Raw genomic sequence first — 15,084 nt, 5'->3', positions numbered from 1 at the left:
CCCCTCTTCCTTGTGATGATGTTGCACATTGTCGGGACGCCAATTAGTCTTTTGAATATCGCAATATCAATGTTCACTTGCTCAACTATGCAAGCAAAGAAACCGAAGAGCCGCGCGCTGCTGGGGCAGCTCAGCGACATGGACCTGCGCCTGCTGCGGGTCTTCAAGGGCGTCGTGCAGTGCGGCGGGATGGCGGCGGCCGAACTGGAACTGAATATCGGCATCTCGACGATCAGCCGGCACGTGAAGGATCTCGAAACGCGCCTCGGCCTGGTGCTGTGCCGGCGCGGCCGCGCCGGCTTCACGCTGACGCCGGAAGGCCAGACGGTGTACGAGGAGACGCTGCGCCTGCTGGCGTCAATGGAAGCATTTCGCAGCAGGATCGACGGCATTCACGACAAGATGGGCGGAGAATTGCACGTCGCCGTGTTCGACAAGACGGCCACCAACCCGCATGCGCGCCTCGGCGACGCGATCCGCCAGTTCGCCGACGAGGCGCCCGACGTCACGCTGAACCTGCATGTCGCGTCGATCAACGAAGTCGAGCGCGGGATCATCGACGGCAGCTATCAGGTCGGGATCATTCCCGCGCACCGCAATTCGGGCAGCCTCGAGTATGCGGAGCTGTTCGACGAACGGATGCTGCTCTACTGCGGCCGTCAGCATCCGCTGTTCGATGCGCCGCACGGCAAGCTCACGTGGACGACGATCCGCGACCACGCGTTCGCCGGGCTCGGCTTCCATTCACCGAACATGGAGCTGAGTCATCGCGCGAAGCTCACGCGCAGCGCGACCGCGTCGGACCAGGAGTCGATCGCGACGCTGATCCTGTCCGGCCGCTACCTCGGCTTCCTGCCCGACCACTACGCGGAAAGTTTCGAAAACAAGGGGCTGATGCAGCCGATCGCGCCGCACCGGTTCAATTACCGGTGCCGGTTCGTGAGCCTGCTGCGGCGCTCGCCGCGGCCGTCGCGGGCCGCGCTGCTGTTCCAGTCGTGCCTGGAAGCCGCGCATGCGGCCGTGCGGCCGGCGGCGTAGACAGCTCGCGCGGGTCATCCCGGCGGCGGCATCGCATGACGGGCGGACGCGCCGCCCGCCGCCTTGCGTGCATCACGCGGCGTCGCGCTGTTCGACCGCGCGTCCCGCGCGCAGCGTGTCGCGGTTGCGCTTCACGAAATGCGTCGCGACGAGCGCCGCGGCAAAACCGGACGCCGCGCCGACGCCGAGCGCCCAGCGCGGGCCGAGATGGTTCGCGACCCAGCCGGCCACCGGCGCGCCGATCGGCGTGCCGCCGAGCGCGACCGCGAGGCGCAGCGCCATCACGCGGCCGCGCATCGCCGGCTCGGTGGACAGCTGCATCAGGCTGTTGGTCGAGTTCATGAAGGTGATCGCGGCGACGCCCGTCAGCACGAGCGCGGCCGCGAACAGCCAGTAGCCGGGCGCCAGCGCGGCGAACGTGCAACCGAGCCCGAACAGCGCCGCGCCGAACCACAGATGCCCGAAGCGCGGCTGCTCGCGGCGGGCCGCCAGCAGCGCGCCGGACACCGTGCCGACCGCCATCATCGACGACAGGAACCCGAACCCGCGCGCATCGACATGAAACACGCTGGCAGCCATCGTCGAGATGAACAGCTGGAAGTTGAGCCCGAACGTGCCGATCAGGAACAGCATCACGAGGATCGCCTTCAGGTCCTCGCGGTGCCACACGTAGCGGAAGCCGTCGAGCAGCCCGCCGCGCGAGCGGCCCGCGCGCAGGTTCGCGCGCAGTTCGTCCTCCCGGAGCAGCAGCAGCGATGCCAGCACCGCGAAGAAGCTGAGCCCGTTGGCAACGAATGCCCAGCCCGTGCCGACCGACGCGATCATGAACCCCGCCGCCGCCGGGCCGATCATCCGCGCGGCGTTGAACGACGTCGAATTGAGCGCGACCGCATTCGCCAGCTCGCGATCGCCGACCAGTTCCGCGACGAAGGTCTGCCGCACCGGCGCGTCGAACGCCGACGCACAGCCGAACAGGAACGCAAAAACGTACACGTGCTCGAGCCGTGCGGCGCCCGTGACCGTCAGCATGCCGAGCGCCAGCGCCAGCACGCCCATCAGCGCCTGGGTCGTCATCAGCAGCTTGCGCTGGTCGAAGCGGTCGGCCGCGTAGCCGGTCCACGGCAACAGCAGCAGCTGCGGCCCGAACTGCAGCGCCATCACCGTGCCGACGGCCGACGCGTCGTGATGCGTGAGTTGCGTGAGGACGAGCCAGTCCTGCGCGGTACGCTGCACCCAGGTGCCGATGTTCGACACCAGCGAGCCGATCGCCCAGACGCGATAGTTGAAGCTGCGAAGCGAGCGGAACACGCCCGCCGCCGGCACGCTCATGGCCGCTTCCGGCCGGGCTCGTTGCCGCCGTGCAGGGTGCCGAAGTGCCACGCGAGGAACAGGCCGAGCGCGAGGATGCCGAGCCCGAGCGCCGCGGCGTCGGCCGTGCTTCTCAGATCGAAATCGCCGACGCGGCACACGAGCGCGTAGGCGATCGCGAGGTTCACGACGCCCCACACGACATTCACGGTGGACGACGACAGCCCGCGGCCGGACGGATTCGCGAACGGCGTCTGGAACGGCTCGCCGCGCAGCCCGCTGACGAGATGCGGCACGACGTTCGCGAGAAACGCGCCGCCGAAGAAGTACGACACGAGATGCAGGAGGTTCATGGTCGGGCGGTCCTTTCGGCGTGCGGGCCGAGGCGGTTCACGGGCGGGCGGGATCCTGGAATTCGGCGAGCCGCTGCAGCAGCTTCACGGCAGCGGCGAGCTCGGCCTGTTCCGCCGCCGACAGCTGCGCGTGCAGCGCGCGGAACAGCCAGTCGTCCTTGGCTGCACGGTTGGCCTGCAGCATCTTGCGAAACCCGGGGGTGAGCGTGATCAGCGTCTGCCGGCCGTCGGTCGGGTCGGGCGCGCCGCTGACGGCGCCGAGCGCCTCGAGCGTCGCGACCGTCACGCGCATCGACTGCGGGCGCACGCTTTCGGCACGGGCCAGCGCCGATACGGTAGCCGGGCCGTCGCGGTCGAGCCGCAGCAGCACCGATTTCTGCGATGAAGTGAGGTCGTTCGGATGGGTCTGCTCCCGCATGCGCCGTATCAGCTTGCCGACCGAGATGCGGAGTTCGCCGGCGAGCCCGGCAAGCGGGCGCGCATCGGAGGGGGACGATCGCGTGTTCATGGCGCCACGATATCACATCGACAGTTTAACTGTACAGTTTGGCTGTATATTTCAGGCTGTCAGGATCGTGCGCCCGGCCAGACCCGCGTCGCCGAGAACGGCCGCGTTCCGCCGTGCGAAGCGGCTCTGCGATAATGCGGGCTCCCCATTTCCGCTCCGCCTCCCGCCATGACGCAGCCGCCCGCCCCGCCCTCCACCGACCTGCCGCCGATCTCGTGCCTGCCCGGCGACGCGCTGCCGTGGCTGCCGATGAGCGCCGACCTGCCGGGGCTCGCGATCAAGTACCTGCACATCAATGCGGCCGAGGACACGCTCACCGCGCTGCTGAAGATGCCGGCCGGCGGCACGCTGCCGCGCCACCGTCACGACGGCGAGGTGTTCGTCCATACGCTGCAGGGTGCGTGGCGCTACCTGGAGTACGACTGGGTCGCGCACGCCGGCTCGACCGTGCTCGAACCGGCCGGCTCGGTGCACACGCCGGAAACGCTCGGCGCGCCGGGCGAGGACGTGATCACGCTGAACGTGATGCGCGGCGACCTCGTGCTGCTCGACGACGACGGCCGCGAGACCGCGCGCGAGAATTGCCGCGTCGCGCTGCTGCGCCAGCGCAAGCATGCGCGCACCGCGCCGGACGACGCCGCGCCGTTCGTCACGCGGTAAGCCAGACGGCCCGGCCGCGCATTACCGAAACCGCCGGAAGAATCGCCGCACGTCGTCGGCCAGCAGATCCGGCTCCTCCATCGCGGCAAAATGGCCGCCGCTCGGCATGTCGGTCCACTGCACGACGTCGAATACGCGTTCGAGCCAGCTGCGCGGCGGCCGGCCGATTTCCTTCGGGAAACGCGCATACGCGACGGGCACCGCCACGCGTTGCCCGGCCGCGAAGCGCATCGGCTGCAGCCGGTTTTCCCAATACATCTGCATCGACGAGCCGATGCAGCCGGTGAACCAGTAGAGCGAGATGCCGGTCAGCAGCGTATCGTGCGAAAACCGCCGCGCGACGTCGCCGTCGCAATCGCTCCACGCGCGGAATTTCTCGGCGATCCATGCGGCCAGCCCGGCCGGCGAATCGTTGAGCGCGACGGCCAGCGTCCGCGGCTTGGTCATGTGCATATGGGCGTATCCGCCTTCCAGCGCGGCCCACTCGCCGCACTGCGTCAGGAAGGCCTGCTCATCTCCGGTCAACGGCAACGCCGCGTCGGCCGGCGGCTCGTAACTGCCGGGCAGGTAGTTCAGATGGATGCCGTCCACCCGGTCGGCATGTCGCGCGCCGAGCGCGATCGACACGCCCGCGCCGAGATCGCCGCCCTGCGCACCGAAGCGCCGATAACCGAGACCGGACATCAACGCCGCCCAGCGGTCGGCGACCTGGAATGCCGCCATGCCCGGCGCCCCGGGCGCGGGCGAAAACAGGAAGCCGGGCAACGACGGCACGACGACGTCGAACGCATCGTCGGGATCGCCGCCGAAGGCCGCCGGGTCGCACAGGCGGTCGATCAGCGCGTCGAATTCGAACACGGAGCCCGGCCAGCCGTGCGTGATGACGAGCGGATAAGGTTTCGGTCCCGCCCCGCGCCGGTGAATGAAATGCACGCGCTGCCCGCTTACGTCGGCAACGAACTGCGGCAACCGGTTCAGCGCACGCTCCACCGCACGCCAGTCGAAGCCTTCGGCCCAGTATGCAACCAGTTCGCGCAGCCACGCGCCGTCGACGCCCTGCTGCCACGGCTCGGCGGGTGTCAGCAGCGGCGGGCGGCTGTCGCGCAGCCGCCGGCGCAGGTCGTCCAGCGCATGGTCGGGTATCGCAATGTGGAACGGCTCGGCGGGCATGGCGTCTCCTCACGAAGGGTGCCGGAGATTTTGCGCGCTTTTCCCGGGCCGCGCTGGCGCCCGCGTCAGCCCGTTTCCCGTTCGTCCAGCCGCGCGTCGCGCCGCATTGCCTGCGGCGGCACGCCGAACCCGCGCACGAACGCCTCGCGCATGTGCCGGCGGTCGCGAAAGCCGTTCTCCTTCGCGATCACGTCGAGCGGATGGCGGCTCTGCTCGATCATCAGCCGCGCGGATTCGAGCCGCAGCCGTTCGATCGCCTTCGCCGGCGACTGCCCCGTTTCGAGCGTGAACACCCGGCTGAACTGGCGCGGGCTCAGGTGGACGGCTTCGGCGAGTTCCTCGACGGTCAGCGCGCGGCCGAGGTTGCGCCGCGCATAGTTCAGCGCGTTCTGGATCCGGTCGGATTTCGGCGCGAGATCGAGCATTTCGGAATGCTGCGACTGGCCGCCGCCGCGGCGCTGGTGCATCACGAGCTTGTGCGCGACCGAGCGCGCGGCGTCGGCGCCCAGGTCCTTTTCCACCATCGCGAGCGCGAGGTCCAGCCCGGCCGTCATCCCGGCCGAGGTCCAGATCGGCCCGTCGACGATGTAGATCCGGTCTTCCTCGACGCGAATCTCCGGGTAGTGCCGCTGCATGTCGCGGCCGAACGCCCAGTGCGTGGTCGCGCGGCGCTGCGCGAGCAGCCCGGCCTCGGCCAGCACGAACGCGCCCGTGCAGATGCCGGCGATCCGCCGCGCGCGCGCATTCGCGCGCCTCAGGTAGGTGACGACGCCGGCCGGCGCCGGCGAGACGAGCGGATCGTTGACGCCCGCGACGATCCACGTATCGACGTCGATCCGCCCGCGCAGCGCGCGCGTCGCGACCGTCAGCCCGAGCGACGAGCGCACGTCGCCGCCGTCGACCGAATAGCTGTCCATCACGTAGAACGGCTCGCGCGTGCCCATGTTCGCGTACTCGAACACCGACTGCGCGGCGAGCGCCATGATCTGGAAGCCGTCGCTGATCAGAAAGCCGATTCGGTGCATGAGCATTCTCCGGTCCCGGGCGCGGTCATCGGCCCGATGTCCTGAATCATACCCATCTACGTCATTTGTGTCGCCGCACTTCGGCGCCAGAATGGCTTCACGCCATCCGGCCATTCCCACCGAAACGGAGCACATCATGACGCAAGCACATCGCGGTACCGCCCTCATTACCGGCGCCTCGTCGGGCATCGGCGCCGTCTACGCGGACCGCCTCGCGCGCCGCGGCTACGACCTGATCCTGGTCGCGCGCAATCGCGACCGGCTGAGCGCCCTCGCCGAGCACATCACGAACGACACGCAGCGCAGCGTCGAGATCGTCGACGCGGACCTCAACGACCGCGCGGCGCTCGCCGCCGTCGAGGCGAAGCTCAAGCAGGACGCGAGCATCACGCTGCTCGTGAACAACGCGGGCATCGGCACGCATGCGCCGCTGCTCGACAGCGACGTCGACGCGATGACGCGGATGATCGACCTGAACGTGACGGCGCTCACGCGCCTGACCTACGCGGCCGTGCCCGGCTTCGTCGCGCGCGGCGGCGGCGCCGTGATCAACATTTCGTCGATCGTCGCGATCTCGCCGGAAACGCTGAACGGCGTGTATGGCGGCAGCAAGGCGTTCGTGCTCGCGTTCAGCCAGTCGCTGCATCACGAACTCGCCGACAAGGGCGTACGGGTGCAGGCCGTGCTGCCGGGCGCGACGGCCACCGATTTCTGGCAGACGGGCGGCCTGCCGCTCGAGCACCTGCCGAAGGAAATCGTGATGACGGCGCCCGACATGGTCGACGCGGCACTCGTCGGCTTCGATCGCGGCGAACTCGTGACGATCCCGTCGCTGCACGCGGGCGACGAATGGGACGCATACGAGACCGCACGCCGCACGATGGCGCCGCACCTGTCGTCCGATACGCCCGCACCGCGCTACGCGAGCTGATCGATCGCGCCGGCCCCGCGCCGAGCGGGGCCGGCCAACGGATCGAACGCCGGCAAACGTGACGGAACACGGCGATGCCCGGCGACGACTCGACCGACGGTCGCCCGGCGTTCGGCGGCAGGTTGACGGGCCGGCGCGGAACGCTCGATTCGTCTGCGGGAACGCTCTCGCGAATTCGTTCCCCGACGGCACAAATGACCGGTGCCACCCATCGATTCCGACACGCTTGCCACGCATTCCGCGCGACAGTAAGCTCTGCGATTGCAGTCCCCACGCAACCTCGTCCGATCACGAGGGCAATCGTCCGTTGCGGAATTCGACCAGGCGGTTCCGTATGTTCATCACCGAGACCGGCGACGCGCCGGCCGCCGCACGCGATCCCGCCGACAAGCAGCCGGCGCTTGCGGCGCTGCCCGAACTCGTCGCCGTCTGCCGTATTGCGCGTGCGCATGCACGCGCGGCCGGCGCGTTCGTCGCGCGCGCCGGCCGCGGCACGCAACGCGTGCTGGCGGCCGACGGAGCCGTGCCCGACCCGCTTCCGGCCGACTGTTTTCCAGCGCGCGTCGAACGCGATCCGTCCACCGGCAGACGCTACGTCATACACGACCTGCGATGCGACGACGGCCCGCCGCACGCGCCGCAGATCGTCGCGGCCTGTGAGCTGACCACCGCCGACGGCACGACGCTCGGCACGCTGTGCATCGCCAACGACACCCCCCTGACGCTCGACGGCACGCCATGCGCGCTGCTGCTCGATCTCGCGGTCGTGGCCGAGCGCGCGCTGGCCCGCGCCCTCACGGAAACCGCGTTGCGCGAACGGCTGGCGCGCGTCGAGGAGCACAGCACGCTGACGGCGCTGGCGCTGACCGAAAGCGGCACCGGCGTGTGGGATCGCAACGTGGAAACCGGCGAGATCCATTATTCGCCGGCGTGGAAGGCGATGCTCGGCTATGCGCCGCACGAGCTGAGCAACCGGATCGAGGACGCTTACGAACGCCTGCATCCGGACGACGCCGACGACGTGAAGGCCGCGATGCTCGCCCATTTCGAGAGCCGGACCGACAGCTACGAAGTCGAGCACCGCATCCGCTGCAAGGACGGCACGTACAAGTGGATCCGCAGCCGCGGCAAGGTGATCGCGCGCGACGGCAACGGCCGCGCGCTGCGGATGGTCGGCACGACCACCGACATCACCGCGCTGCGCGAGCTCGCCGAGCGGCTGCTCGACTCGGCCGCGCTCGTCACGGACCTCACCGACCAGGTTCCCGGGCTCGTATTCCAGTTGCGGCAGACCGCCGGCGGGCGCCGCTTCTTCTCGTATGCGAGCGCCGGTGTCCGCGACATCTACGAACTGACGTCCGAGCAGCTCGCCCGCCAGGCGGACACGGTCGAGATGCGGATCCATCCGGCCGACCTGGCCGCCTATCGGCAGTCGCTGCAGGAATCGTCGGTGCACCTGACGCCGTGGCGTCTCGAGTATCGCGTGCTGCTGCCCGGGCAGGGCCTGCGCTGGCGCGAAGGCGATGCGCGCCCGCAGCGCACGATCGACGGCGGCACCGTGTGGCACGGCTTCATCACCGATGCGACCGACCGCAAGCACATCGAGGCCGAATTGCACCGGATGGCGACGACCGACCATCTGACGCAACTGTCGAATCGCCATGCGTTCATGCGGCAAAGCGAAGCGGCGCTACGCGGCGTACGCGCGACCGGCCACGCTGCCGCCGTGCTGATGCTCGACCTCGATCACTTCAAGGCGCTGAACGACCGCTGGGGCCACCCGCTCGGCGACCGCGCGCTGCGGCATTTCGCGCGGCTGCTGCTCGCGGAAACCGGGCCGGACTGCATCGTGGGCCGGGTCGGCGGCGAGGAGTTCGCGATCGTGCTGCCGGGATCGGACCTCGAGACGGCACTGGCCTTTGCGCGGCGCGTGCAGCAGCGCGCGCGGCAGACGCAGCTCACGCACGAGGACGAGCAGATCGTGCTGACCGTCAGCATCGGCATCGACGCGATGCGGGAATCGGACCTGGGTGCCTACCAGGCGCTGTCGCGCGCCGACAAGGCGCTCTATCTCGCGAAGGAACGCGGCCGCAACCGGATCGAGGTGTATCGGGCGTAGCCGCGGCGCCCGCTTCCGCCGGGAACGGGACGACGGCATCCCGCCGCCGCCCGGTCACGCGGCCTCGCCGTCAAGGCGCGGCGTCCGCCCGCGCACCCGCCTCGCCGGGCCGCACGCCCAGCAGCATCGCGATCGCGCACGCGGCCAGCAGCGCCGCGATCATCAGCATCGCCGGATCCATGCTGCCGGTTCGCGTACGGATCAGCCCGACGAGCCAGGGCGTGATCATCCCGCTCGACACGCCGATGCTGCTGATCAGCGCGATCCCGCCGGCCGCGCCGGCGCCCGAGAAATACGCGGACGGCACGGCCCAGAACACCGGATGCGCGGCGAAGATCAGCGTCGCCGCGATCGACAGCAGCGCCATCATCGCGACGATGCTCGGCAGGTGCAGCGTCAGCAGCGCGAGCGCCGCCGCGCCGCCGAACGCACAGGCGGCGAAGTGGCGGCGCCGTTCACGCTTGCGGTCCGAGCGCCGCGCGATCGCGATCAGGCCGGCCGCGCCGATCGCATTCGGCACGACCGACAGCAGGCTGATCCGCACGACGTCGTGAATGCCGAATTCGCGGATCATCAGCGGCATCCAGAACAGCAGCATCAGCAGCGCGGTGGTCAACGAGAAGTAGATGAACGCGAACAGGTACGTGCGCGGTTCGGCCAGCACCTGCCGCAGCGAATGCGGCGCCGGCGCGCCCATGCGGGCGCGGTCGGCGGCCAGGTCCGCCGCCAGCCGCTCGCGCTCGGCGTCGGACAGCCAGCGCGCGTGCTCCGGCCGGTCGCACAGCCAGAACCACGCGACCACGCCGAGCAGGATCGCGGGCGCGCCTTCGATCGCGAACATCCATTGCCAGCCGTGCAGCCCCATCACGCCGGACATCCCGCGCATGAGCCAGCCCGACAGCAGCCCGCCGACCATCCCGGCCACCGCGACGCCCGCGTAGAAGATCGACAGCACCGACGCGCGCCGCCGCGCCGGGTACCAGTACGTCAGGTAGAACACCACGCCCGGAAAGAACCCGGCCTCGAACAGCCCGAGCAGGAAGCGCAGCACGTAGAAGTGCCGGGCGCTGTCGACGGTGATCATCGCAACCGACACCGCGCCCCACAGGCACATGATCCGCGCGAACGTGCGGCGCGCGCCGAAGCGGCGCAGCAGCGCGTTGCTCGGCACCTCGAACAGCACGTAGCCGACGAAGAACAGCACCGCGCCGAGGCTGTACATCGCGTCGGTCAGGCCGAGATCCTGCCGCATCTGCAACTGCGCGAAGCCGATGTTGCTGCGATCGAGGATCGACACGATGTAGCAGATGAACAGGAACGGCACGATCCGCAGGCCGATACGGCGGTACAGCGCATCGTCGTCGGCCGCATCCGTCGAACCGGCGGCGGACACGGCGGCCGGTGCGGCGTGCGCGTGAAGAGGGGCTGACATCGATCGTCTCCTCGATGGATTCGGGTGCGGGCGAAGAGGAAGCGCCGGCCGCCGCCGCCCGCGGGCCGCGACCGGTCGTCACGTGCTCAGCCGCGTGGCGCGCTTTCGCCCTTCACGCCGAGCATCAGCGCGGCGCCGCTGGCCACCAGCAGCGCGGCGAGCAGGTACACGGCGAGATCCATGCTGCCGGTGCGCGTGCGGATCATCCCAATCACCCACGGGCTGACGATGCCGCTCGTGATCCCGAGGCTGCTGATCAGCGCGATCCCGGCCGCGGCCGCGTTGCCCGACAGGTAGCGGGTCGGTACGGCCCAGAAGATCGGCAGCGCGGCGAAGATCAGCGTCGCCGCGATCGACAGGCACGCGAGCATCGCCGCGAAGCTGTGCAGGTGCAGCGTCAGCGCCGCGAGCGCGAGCCCGCCGCCGATCGTGCAGCACGCGAAGTGCTTGCGGCGCTCGCCGGTGCGGTCCGAGCGGCGCGCGATCAGCACCAGCCCGACCGCGCCGACCGCGTTCGGCACGACCGTGTAGAGGCTCACCGCGACGACATCGGTCACGCCGAAGTCGCGGATCATCAGCGGCATCCAGAAGTTGAGCGTCAGCGACGCGCAGGTCAGCGAAAAATAGATGAACGCGAACAGGTACACGCGCGGGTTCGCGAGCGCGGCTATCACGCTGCGCCCGTCGTACGCGCTGCCGTGCCCGCGGCCTTCGGCGCACAGCGCGGCGACGCGCGCCTTGTCGTCGGCCGTGAGCCATGCGGCGTCCTGCGGCCGGTCGACCAGGAACGTGAACGCGGCGAACGCGAGCAGGATCGCCGGCGCGCCTTCGATCGCGAACATCCATTGCCAGCCGTGCAGCCCGAGCACGCCGCTCATGTCGCGCATGATCCAGCCCGACAGCAGGCCGCCGAGCACGCCGGCCACCGCGACGCCCGCGAAGAACACCGAGATCGCCGCCGCGCGCCGGTTCGCCGGGAACCAGTAGGTCAGGTACAGCACGATGCCGGGGAAGAAGCCGGCTTCGAACACGCCGAGCAGGAAGCGCAGCACGTAGAAGTGCGACGGCTGCGACACGAACATCATCCCGGTCGACGCGAGACCCCACAGCAGCATGATCCGCATGAATGTCCGGCGCGCGCCGAAGCGCGCGAGCAGCATGTTGCTCGGCACTTCGCAGAATACGTAGCCGACGTAGAACACCGCGGCGCCGAGGCCGTACATCGCATCGCTGAAGCCGAGATCGTGCTTCATCTGCAACTGCGCGAAGCCGATGTTGATGCGGTCGAGAAACGACACGACGTAGCAGAGGAACAGGAACGGGACGATCCGCCACGCGATCTTGCGGAACAGTTGCGCGTCGCTGAATTCGGATACCGAAGCCGGCGCATGCGCGTGCGCGAGCGTCGCTCCGGCGGGAAGCGATTGGGGCATGTCTCTCTCCAAACGGGCCGCGCGATTCGCGCGCGCGGCAGTCTCCGAGGGCGTGCGTGCGCCCTGCTTTCTTGTGAGACCGGATCCGGCTGCCGGCACCGCGGCGCACTGCCGCCGCGGATGCCGCAACCGTCGGGGAAACGGCGATGCCTACGTCAGCGCTCGCCGTCGTGTGCCGCTCAGTCCTGCAGCGCGGCCCACATGTCCTTGTCGCGCTGCGCGGTCCAGATGCGCGGATGCGCGATGCCGCTCGCTTCGTCGAAGGCGCGCGACACGTCGAACGGCAGGCAGTGTTCGTAGATGAACACGTGGCCGAACTTCGGGTCCATCGCTTCGCGCGTGAGCGCCATCGCCGCCTTCAGGTCGAGATTGCGCTCGACGGCCTTGCGGCCCTGCGCGAGCAGCGTCGTGACGAAATCCTTCGTGTAGTCGAGGCCCTTGTTCACCTCCGCCGGGTTCAGCAGCGCGGGGCCGCGGCCCGGCACGAGCTTCTCGGCGCCGAGCGCGCGCAGCGCCTCGAGCGTGGCCGGCCACTGTTCGAGCTGCGCATCGCCGCAGTAGCACGCGGCGTCGTACTCGACGAGGTCGCCCGAGAACAGCACCTTCTGCGACGGCAGCCAGACGATCGTGTCGCCCTTCGTGTGGCCCGAGCCGACGTGCATGATCTTCACCTCGAGCTTGCCGAGGAACAGCGTGATCTCGCGCTCGAACACGAGCGTCGGCCAGGTCAGGCCCGGCACCGTCTCGACGCCGGCGAACAGGCGCGGGAAGCGTTCGATCTCCGACTTCATGTCGGCCTCGCCGCGCTCGACGATCATCTCGTACGTGCCGCGGCTCGCGATCACGTGCTGCGCGCCTTCGTCGAAATACGCGGACGCGCCGAGCACGCGCACCGCGTGGTAATGCGACAGCACCACGTGCTTGATCGGCTTGTCGGTCACGCTGCGGATCTTCGCGATCAGGTCCTGCGCCATCGCGGGCGTCGCGGTCGTGTCGACGATCAGCACGCTGTCGTCGCCGATGATCACGCCCGAGTTCGGGTCGCCTTCGGCGGTGTACGCGTAGGCGTTCTCGGACAGCTTCGTCCAGGTGACTTTCTTCTCTTCCAGATCGGCTTGGGAGGCGAATGCTTTGGCCATGTTGCGTTCCGTGGCTGCGAGCCATGTGTTGAGGGGAGTGAGCGGATCATCTTCCCGCATCGAATATTTGTCAATGACAAAGTCGCTTGCTATTGTCTAATACGGGTAAACCTGCGGGCTGGCGCGATAAATGGCGTCGGATACCATGCGGGGTTTCGTCAAGGAAGAATCATCGCGTGCAGAACCACGAAGTCAGCGCGGACGATGCGCCGCCCAAGGCGCAGCGCGGCATCCAGAGTGTCGAGGTCGGCGGCCGGCTGCTCGACGCGCTCGCGCGCCGGCGCAAGCCGCTCGGGCTGTCGGAACTGGCCGCGGCGGCCGACTTGTCGACCGCGCAGGCGCATACCTATCTCGTCAGCCTGACGCGGCTCGCGCTCGTGAAGCGCGACGCGATCACCGGCAACTACGAGCCGGGCCCGCTGTCGCTGCGGCTCGGGCTGATGTCGATCGAGCGCCAGCCGGCCTACCGCGCGACGCTGCCGCACGCGGTGCGACTCGCCGAAGCCGTGGGCCTGAGCGTCGCGCTGTCGGTGCCGGGCGCGCTCGGCCCGACGATCGTGCGCATCGAGCACCGTGGTTATCCGTTGCATGTGAACCTGCACGTCGGCTCGGTGATGTCGCTCGACACGACGGCGACCGGCCGCGTGTTCCGCGCATTCGGCGAACCCGCGCAGCTCGACGCGATGGCGGCGAGCCAGGCCGGCGCGGGCGAGACGCTCGCGGGCGCCGAGGGCGTGCAGCCGGCGCCGGACGCGGACGTGCAGCAGGCCGAACGCGAGGCGATCCGCGCACGCGGCATCGAGCGCGGCATCGACCGGCCGAGCCCCGGCGTCAGCGCGATGTGCGTGCCCGTCCTCGACGCGCATGGGCGTCTGCAGCTTGCGTTGACGGTGATCGGTTCGAGCGGGTCGATCGATGTCGACTGGCACGGCCCGACTGCGACGGCCTTGCGCGAAGCAGCGCGGCAGGCCACCGCGTCGCTCGGCGCGGAAAGGGCGAACCAGGCCGAACCGCTGCCCGCGCCGGCAGCGGGCCCGGCTCGCGTGCCGCCGGCACTGGCCGACGACGCGAAGGCGCAACGCGGGATCAACGCGCTCGACAGCACCGGCGACCTGCTGCTCGCGCTGGTGTCGGCGGGCCGCGCGCTGCCGTTGCGCGATCTCGCGGCGGCAGCCGGCATGCCGGCCGCGAAGGCGTTCCCCCATCTCGTCAGCCTGCAGAAGATCGGCCTGCTGAGCCGCGACGACGCCGGCTGCTTCGACGGCGGCCCGCTCGCGCAGGCGCTCGGCCTGATCGCGATGCAGCGCGTGTCGCCGACGCGCGACGCGGAAGCCGAGATCGTCGCGCTGGCCGCCGCGACCGACATGAGCGTCGCCGCCGCGACGCTCGGCCCGCTCGGCCCGACCGTGATCCGTCTCGAGGAATCGGCACGGCCGCAGCACGTGAGCCTGCAGGTCGGCACCGTGATGTCGCTCGTCAATACGGCGATCGGCCGGATCTTCGCGTCCGGCATGTCCGAGGACGTGCTGGCCGACCTGCTCGCCAACGAGCCCGTGCGCCTCGCGGGCAGCCGCACCGCGCCGGACGACGCCGCATTCCGTGCGCGGCTCGCGGCGATTCGCGCGGACGAACTCGATTTCGCATTCGACGCGCCGGTGCCGGGCATCGGCACGGTCGCCGCGCCCGTGTTCGATCACACCGGCAGCATCCGGCTCGTGATCGCGATCATCGGCTCGTCGCGCGGCTTCCCGCGCGGGCCGGACAGCGACCTCGCACAGGCACTGCTCGCCGCGACGCGGCGACTGTCCTGGCGGTTCGGGTGGATCGGCCGGTAATCGCGCCCCGTTTCCCCTACGCTCGACTTCCCCTGTCCCGCTTCCCGCGAAGCCTGGCCGGGACGGCCTCGGCACGCCTGTCCGCGACGCAAACGCGGTCAGACATGCATGTTGCGCGGCAGCAACATAAAGT

The 15,084-nt window shown here is 69.6% G+C and carries 13 protein-coding genes; 5 read left to right on the top strand and 8 right to left on the bottom strand.

What is annotated here, in order from left to right:
• Positions 1 to 87 precede the first annotated feature (87 nt).
• Positions 88 to 1,038, top strand: a complete 951-nt coding sequence (locus AC1VVG_RS26375; protein WP_049028381.1) for a LysR family transcriptional regulator — start codon at positions 88 to 90, stop codon at positions 1,036 to 1,038.
• A 72-nt stretch (positions 1,039 to 1,110) separates the two neighbouring features.
• Here AC1VVG_RS26375 and AC1VVG_RS26370 read toward each other — a convergent pair whose 3' ends face one another.
• The 3 genes from AC1VVG_RS26370 to AC1VVG_RS26360 are packed head-to-tail and all read right to left on the bottom strand — an operon-like array spanning position 1,111 to position 3,207.
• Complete coding sequence (locus tag AC1VVG_RS26370) at positions 1,111 to 2,367, bottom strand: MFS transporter (RefSeq protein WP_034191460.1); 1,257 nt, start codon at positions 2,365 to 2,367, stop codon at positions 1,111 to 1,113.
• Positions 2,364 to 2,699, bottom strand: coding sequence for a hypothetical protein (locus AC1VVG_RS26365; protein ID WP_034191461.1), 336 nt, complete (start codon positions 2,697 to 2,699; stop codon positions 2,364 to 2,366). The genes AC1VVG_RS26370 and AC1VVG_RS26365 overlap by 4 nt, the downstream gene beginning before the upstream one ends.
• 37 nt (positions 2,700 to 2,736) lie before the next feature.
• Positions 2,737 to 3,207: a MarR family winged helix-turn-helix transcriptional regulator gene (locus AC1VVG_RS26360; protein WP_482836697.1), complete on the bottom strand. Its 471-nt coding sequence runs from the start codon at positions 3,205 to 3,207 to the stop codon at positions 2,737 to 2,739.
• 168 nt (positions 3,208 to 3,375) lie between these two features.
• Between AC1VVG_RS26360 and AC1VVG_RS26355 the strand changes: the two genes are divergently transcribed.
• Complete coding sequence (locus tag AC1VVG_RS26355) at positions 3,376 to 3,867, top strand: 2,4'-dihydroxyacetophenone dioxygenase family protein (RefSeq protein ID WP_059556494.1); 492 nt, start codon at positions 3,376 to 3,378, stop codon at positions 3,865 to 3,867.
• A gap of 21 nt (positions 3,868 to 3,888) precedes the next feature.
• Here AC1VVG_RS26355 and AC1VVG_RS26350 read toward each other — a convergent pair whose 3' ends face one another.
• Both AC1VVG_RS26350 and AC1VVG_RS26345 read right to left on the bottom strand, forming a co-directional pair.
• Positions 3,889 to 5,037 carry an epoxide hydrolase family protein gene (locus tag AC1VVG_RS26350; protein ID WP_482836695.1) on the bottom strand — a complete coding sequence of 383 codons (1,149 nt, stop codon included), beginning with the start codon at positions 5,035 to 5,037 and terminating at the stop codon, positions 3,889 to 3,891.
• A 65-nt stretch (positions 5,038 to 5,102) separates the two neighbouring features.
• On the bottom strand, positions 5,103 to 6,062 hold the full coding sequence (locus tag AC1VVG_RS26345) for a GlxA family transcriptional regulator (RefSeq protein WP_124608373.1): 960 nt from the start codon (positions 6,060 to 6,062) through the stop codon (positions 5,103 to 5,105).
• A 136-nt stretch (positions 6,063 to 6,198) separates the two neighbouring features.
• Here AC1VVG_RS26345 and AC1VVG_RS26340 point away from each other — a divergent pair, with 136 nt between their 5' ends.
• On the top strand, positions 6,199 to 6,993 hold the full coding sequence (locus AC1VVG_RS26340) for an SDR family NAD(P)-dependent oxidoreductase (RefSeq protein WP_482836694.1): 795 nt from the start codon (positions 6,199 to 6,201) through the stop codon (positions 6,991 to 6,993).
• A gap of 334 nt (positions 6,994 to 7,327) precedes the next feature.
• A complete protein-coding gene (locus tag AC1VVG_RS26335; RefSeq protein WP_482836693.1) occupies positions 7,328 to 9,112 on the top strand; it encodes a sensor domain-containing diguanylate cyclase in 1,785 nt (594 codons plus the stop codon).
• A 70-nt stretch (positions 9,113 to 9,182) separates the two neighbouring features.
• Here the strand turns inward: AC1VVG_RS26335 and AC1VVG_RS26330 are convergent, their stop codons facing one another.
• The 3 genes from AC1VVG_RS26330 to AC1VVG_RS26320 form a co-directional block, all read right to left on the bottom strand.
• Positions 9,183 to 10,544: an MFS transporter gene (locus AC1VVG_RS26330; protein WP_482836692.1), complete on the bottom strand. Its 1,362-nt coding sequence runs from the start codon at positions 10,542 to 10,544 to the stop codon at positions 9,183 to 9,185.
• Between the two features lie 86 nt (positions 10,545 to 10,630).
• On the bottom strand, positions 10,631 to 11,977 hold the full coding sequence (locus tag AC1VVG_RS26325; protein ID WP_482836690.1) for an MFS transporter: 1,347 nt from the start codon (positions 11,975 to 11,977) through the stop codon (positions 10,631 to 10,633).
• 179 nt (positions 11,978 to 12,156) lie between these two features.
• Positions 12,157 to 13,116, bottom strand: coding sequence for an MBL fold metallo-hydrolase (locus tag AC1VVG_RS26320; protein WP_006482658.1), 960 nt, complete (start codon positions 13,114 to 13,116; stop codon positions 12,157 to 12,159).
• Positions 13,117 to 13,292: 176 nt separating this feature from the next.
• Between AC1VVG_RS26320 and AC1VVG_RS26315 the strand changes: the two genes are divergently transcribed.
• Complete coding sequence (locus AC1VVG_RS26315; protein ID WP_482836689.1) at positions 13,293 to 14,951, top strand: IclR family transcriptional regulator; 1,659 nt, start codon at positions 13,293 to 13,295, stop codon at positions 14,949 to 14,951.
• Positions 14,952 to 15,084 lie beyond the last annotated feature (133 nt).

This window comes from Burkholderia sp. L-4 (assembly GCF_056856535.1).
The sequence above is the reverse complement of the archived record's forward strand: the minus strand, read 5'-3'. Positions and strand labels throughout refer to the sequence as shown.

Bases quoted from the DNA above. Each gene is read 5' to 3' on its own strand.
- AC1VVG_RS26365 (WP_034191461.1), bottom strand. From the start codon at position 2,699: ATGAACCTCCTGCATCTCGTGTCGTACTTCTTCGGCGGCGCGTTTCTC.
- AC1VVG_RS26355 (WP_059556494.1), top strand. From the start codon at position 3,376: ATGACGCAGCCGCCCGCCCCGCCCTCCACCGACCTGCCGCCGATCTCG.
- AC1VVG_RS26370 (WP_034191460.1), bottom strand. From the start codon at position 2,367: ATGAGCGTGCCGGCGGCGGGCGTGTTCCGCTCGCTTCGCAGCTTCAAC.
- AC1VVG_RS26375 (WP_049028381.1), top strand. From the start codon at position 88: ATGCAAGCAAAGAAACCGAAGAGCCGCGCGCTGCTGGGGCAGCTCAGC.
- AC1VVG_RS26350 (WP_482836695.1), bottom strand. From the start codon at position 5,037: ATGCCCGCCGAGCCGTTCCACATTGCGATACCCGACCATGCGCTGGAC.
- AC1VVG_RS26340 (WP_482836694.1), top strand. From the start codon at position 6,199: ATGACGCAAGCACATCGCGGTACCGCCCTCATTACCGGCGCCTCGTCG.
- AC1VVG_RS26325 (WP_482836690.1), bottom strand. From the start codon at position 11,977: ATGCCCCAATCGCTTCCCGCCGGAGCGACGCTCGCGCACGCGCATGCG.
- AC1VVG_RS26320 (WP_006482658.1), bottom strand. From the start codon at position 13,116: ATGGCCAAAGCATTCGCCTCCCAAGCCGATCTGGAAGAGAAGAAAGTC.
- AC1VVG_RS26345 (WP_124608373.1), bottom strand. From the start codon at position 6,062: ATGCACCGAATCGGCTTTCTGATCAGCGACGGCTTCCAGATCATGGCG.
- AC1VVG_RS26360 (WP_482836697.1), bottom strand. From the start codon at position 3,207: ATGAACACGCGATCGTCCCCCTCCGATGCGCGCCCGCTTGCCGGGCTC.
- AC1VVG_RS26335 (WP_482836693.1), top strand. From the start codon at position 7,328: ATGTTCATCACCGAGACCGGCGACGCGCCGGCCGCCGCACGCGATCCC.
- AC1VVG_RS26330 (WP_482836692.1), bottom strand. From the start codon at position 10,544: ATGTCAGCCCCTCTTCACGCGCACGCCGCACCGGCCGCCGTGTCCGCC.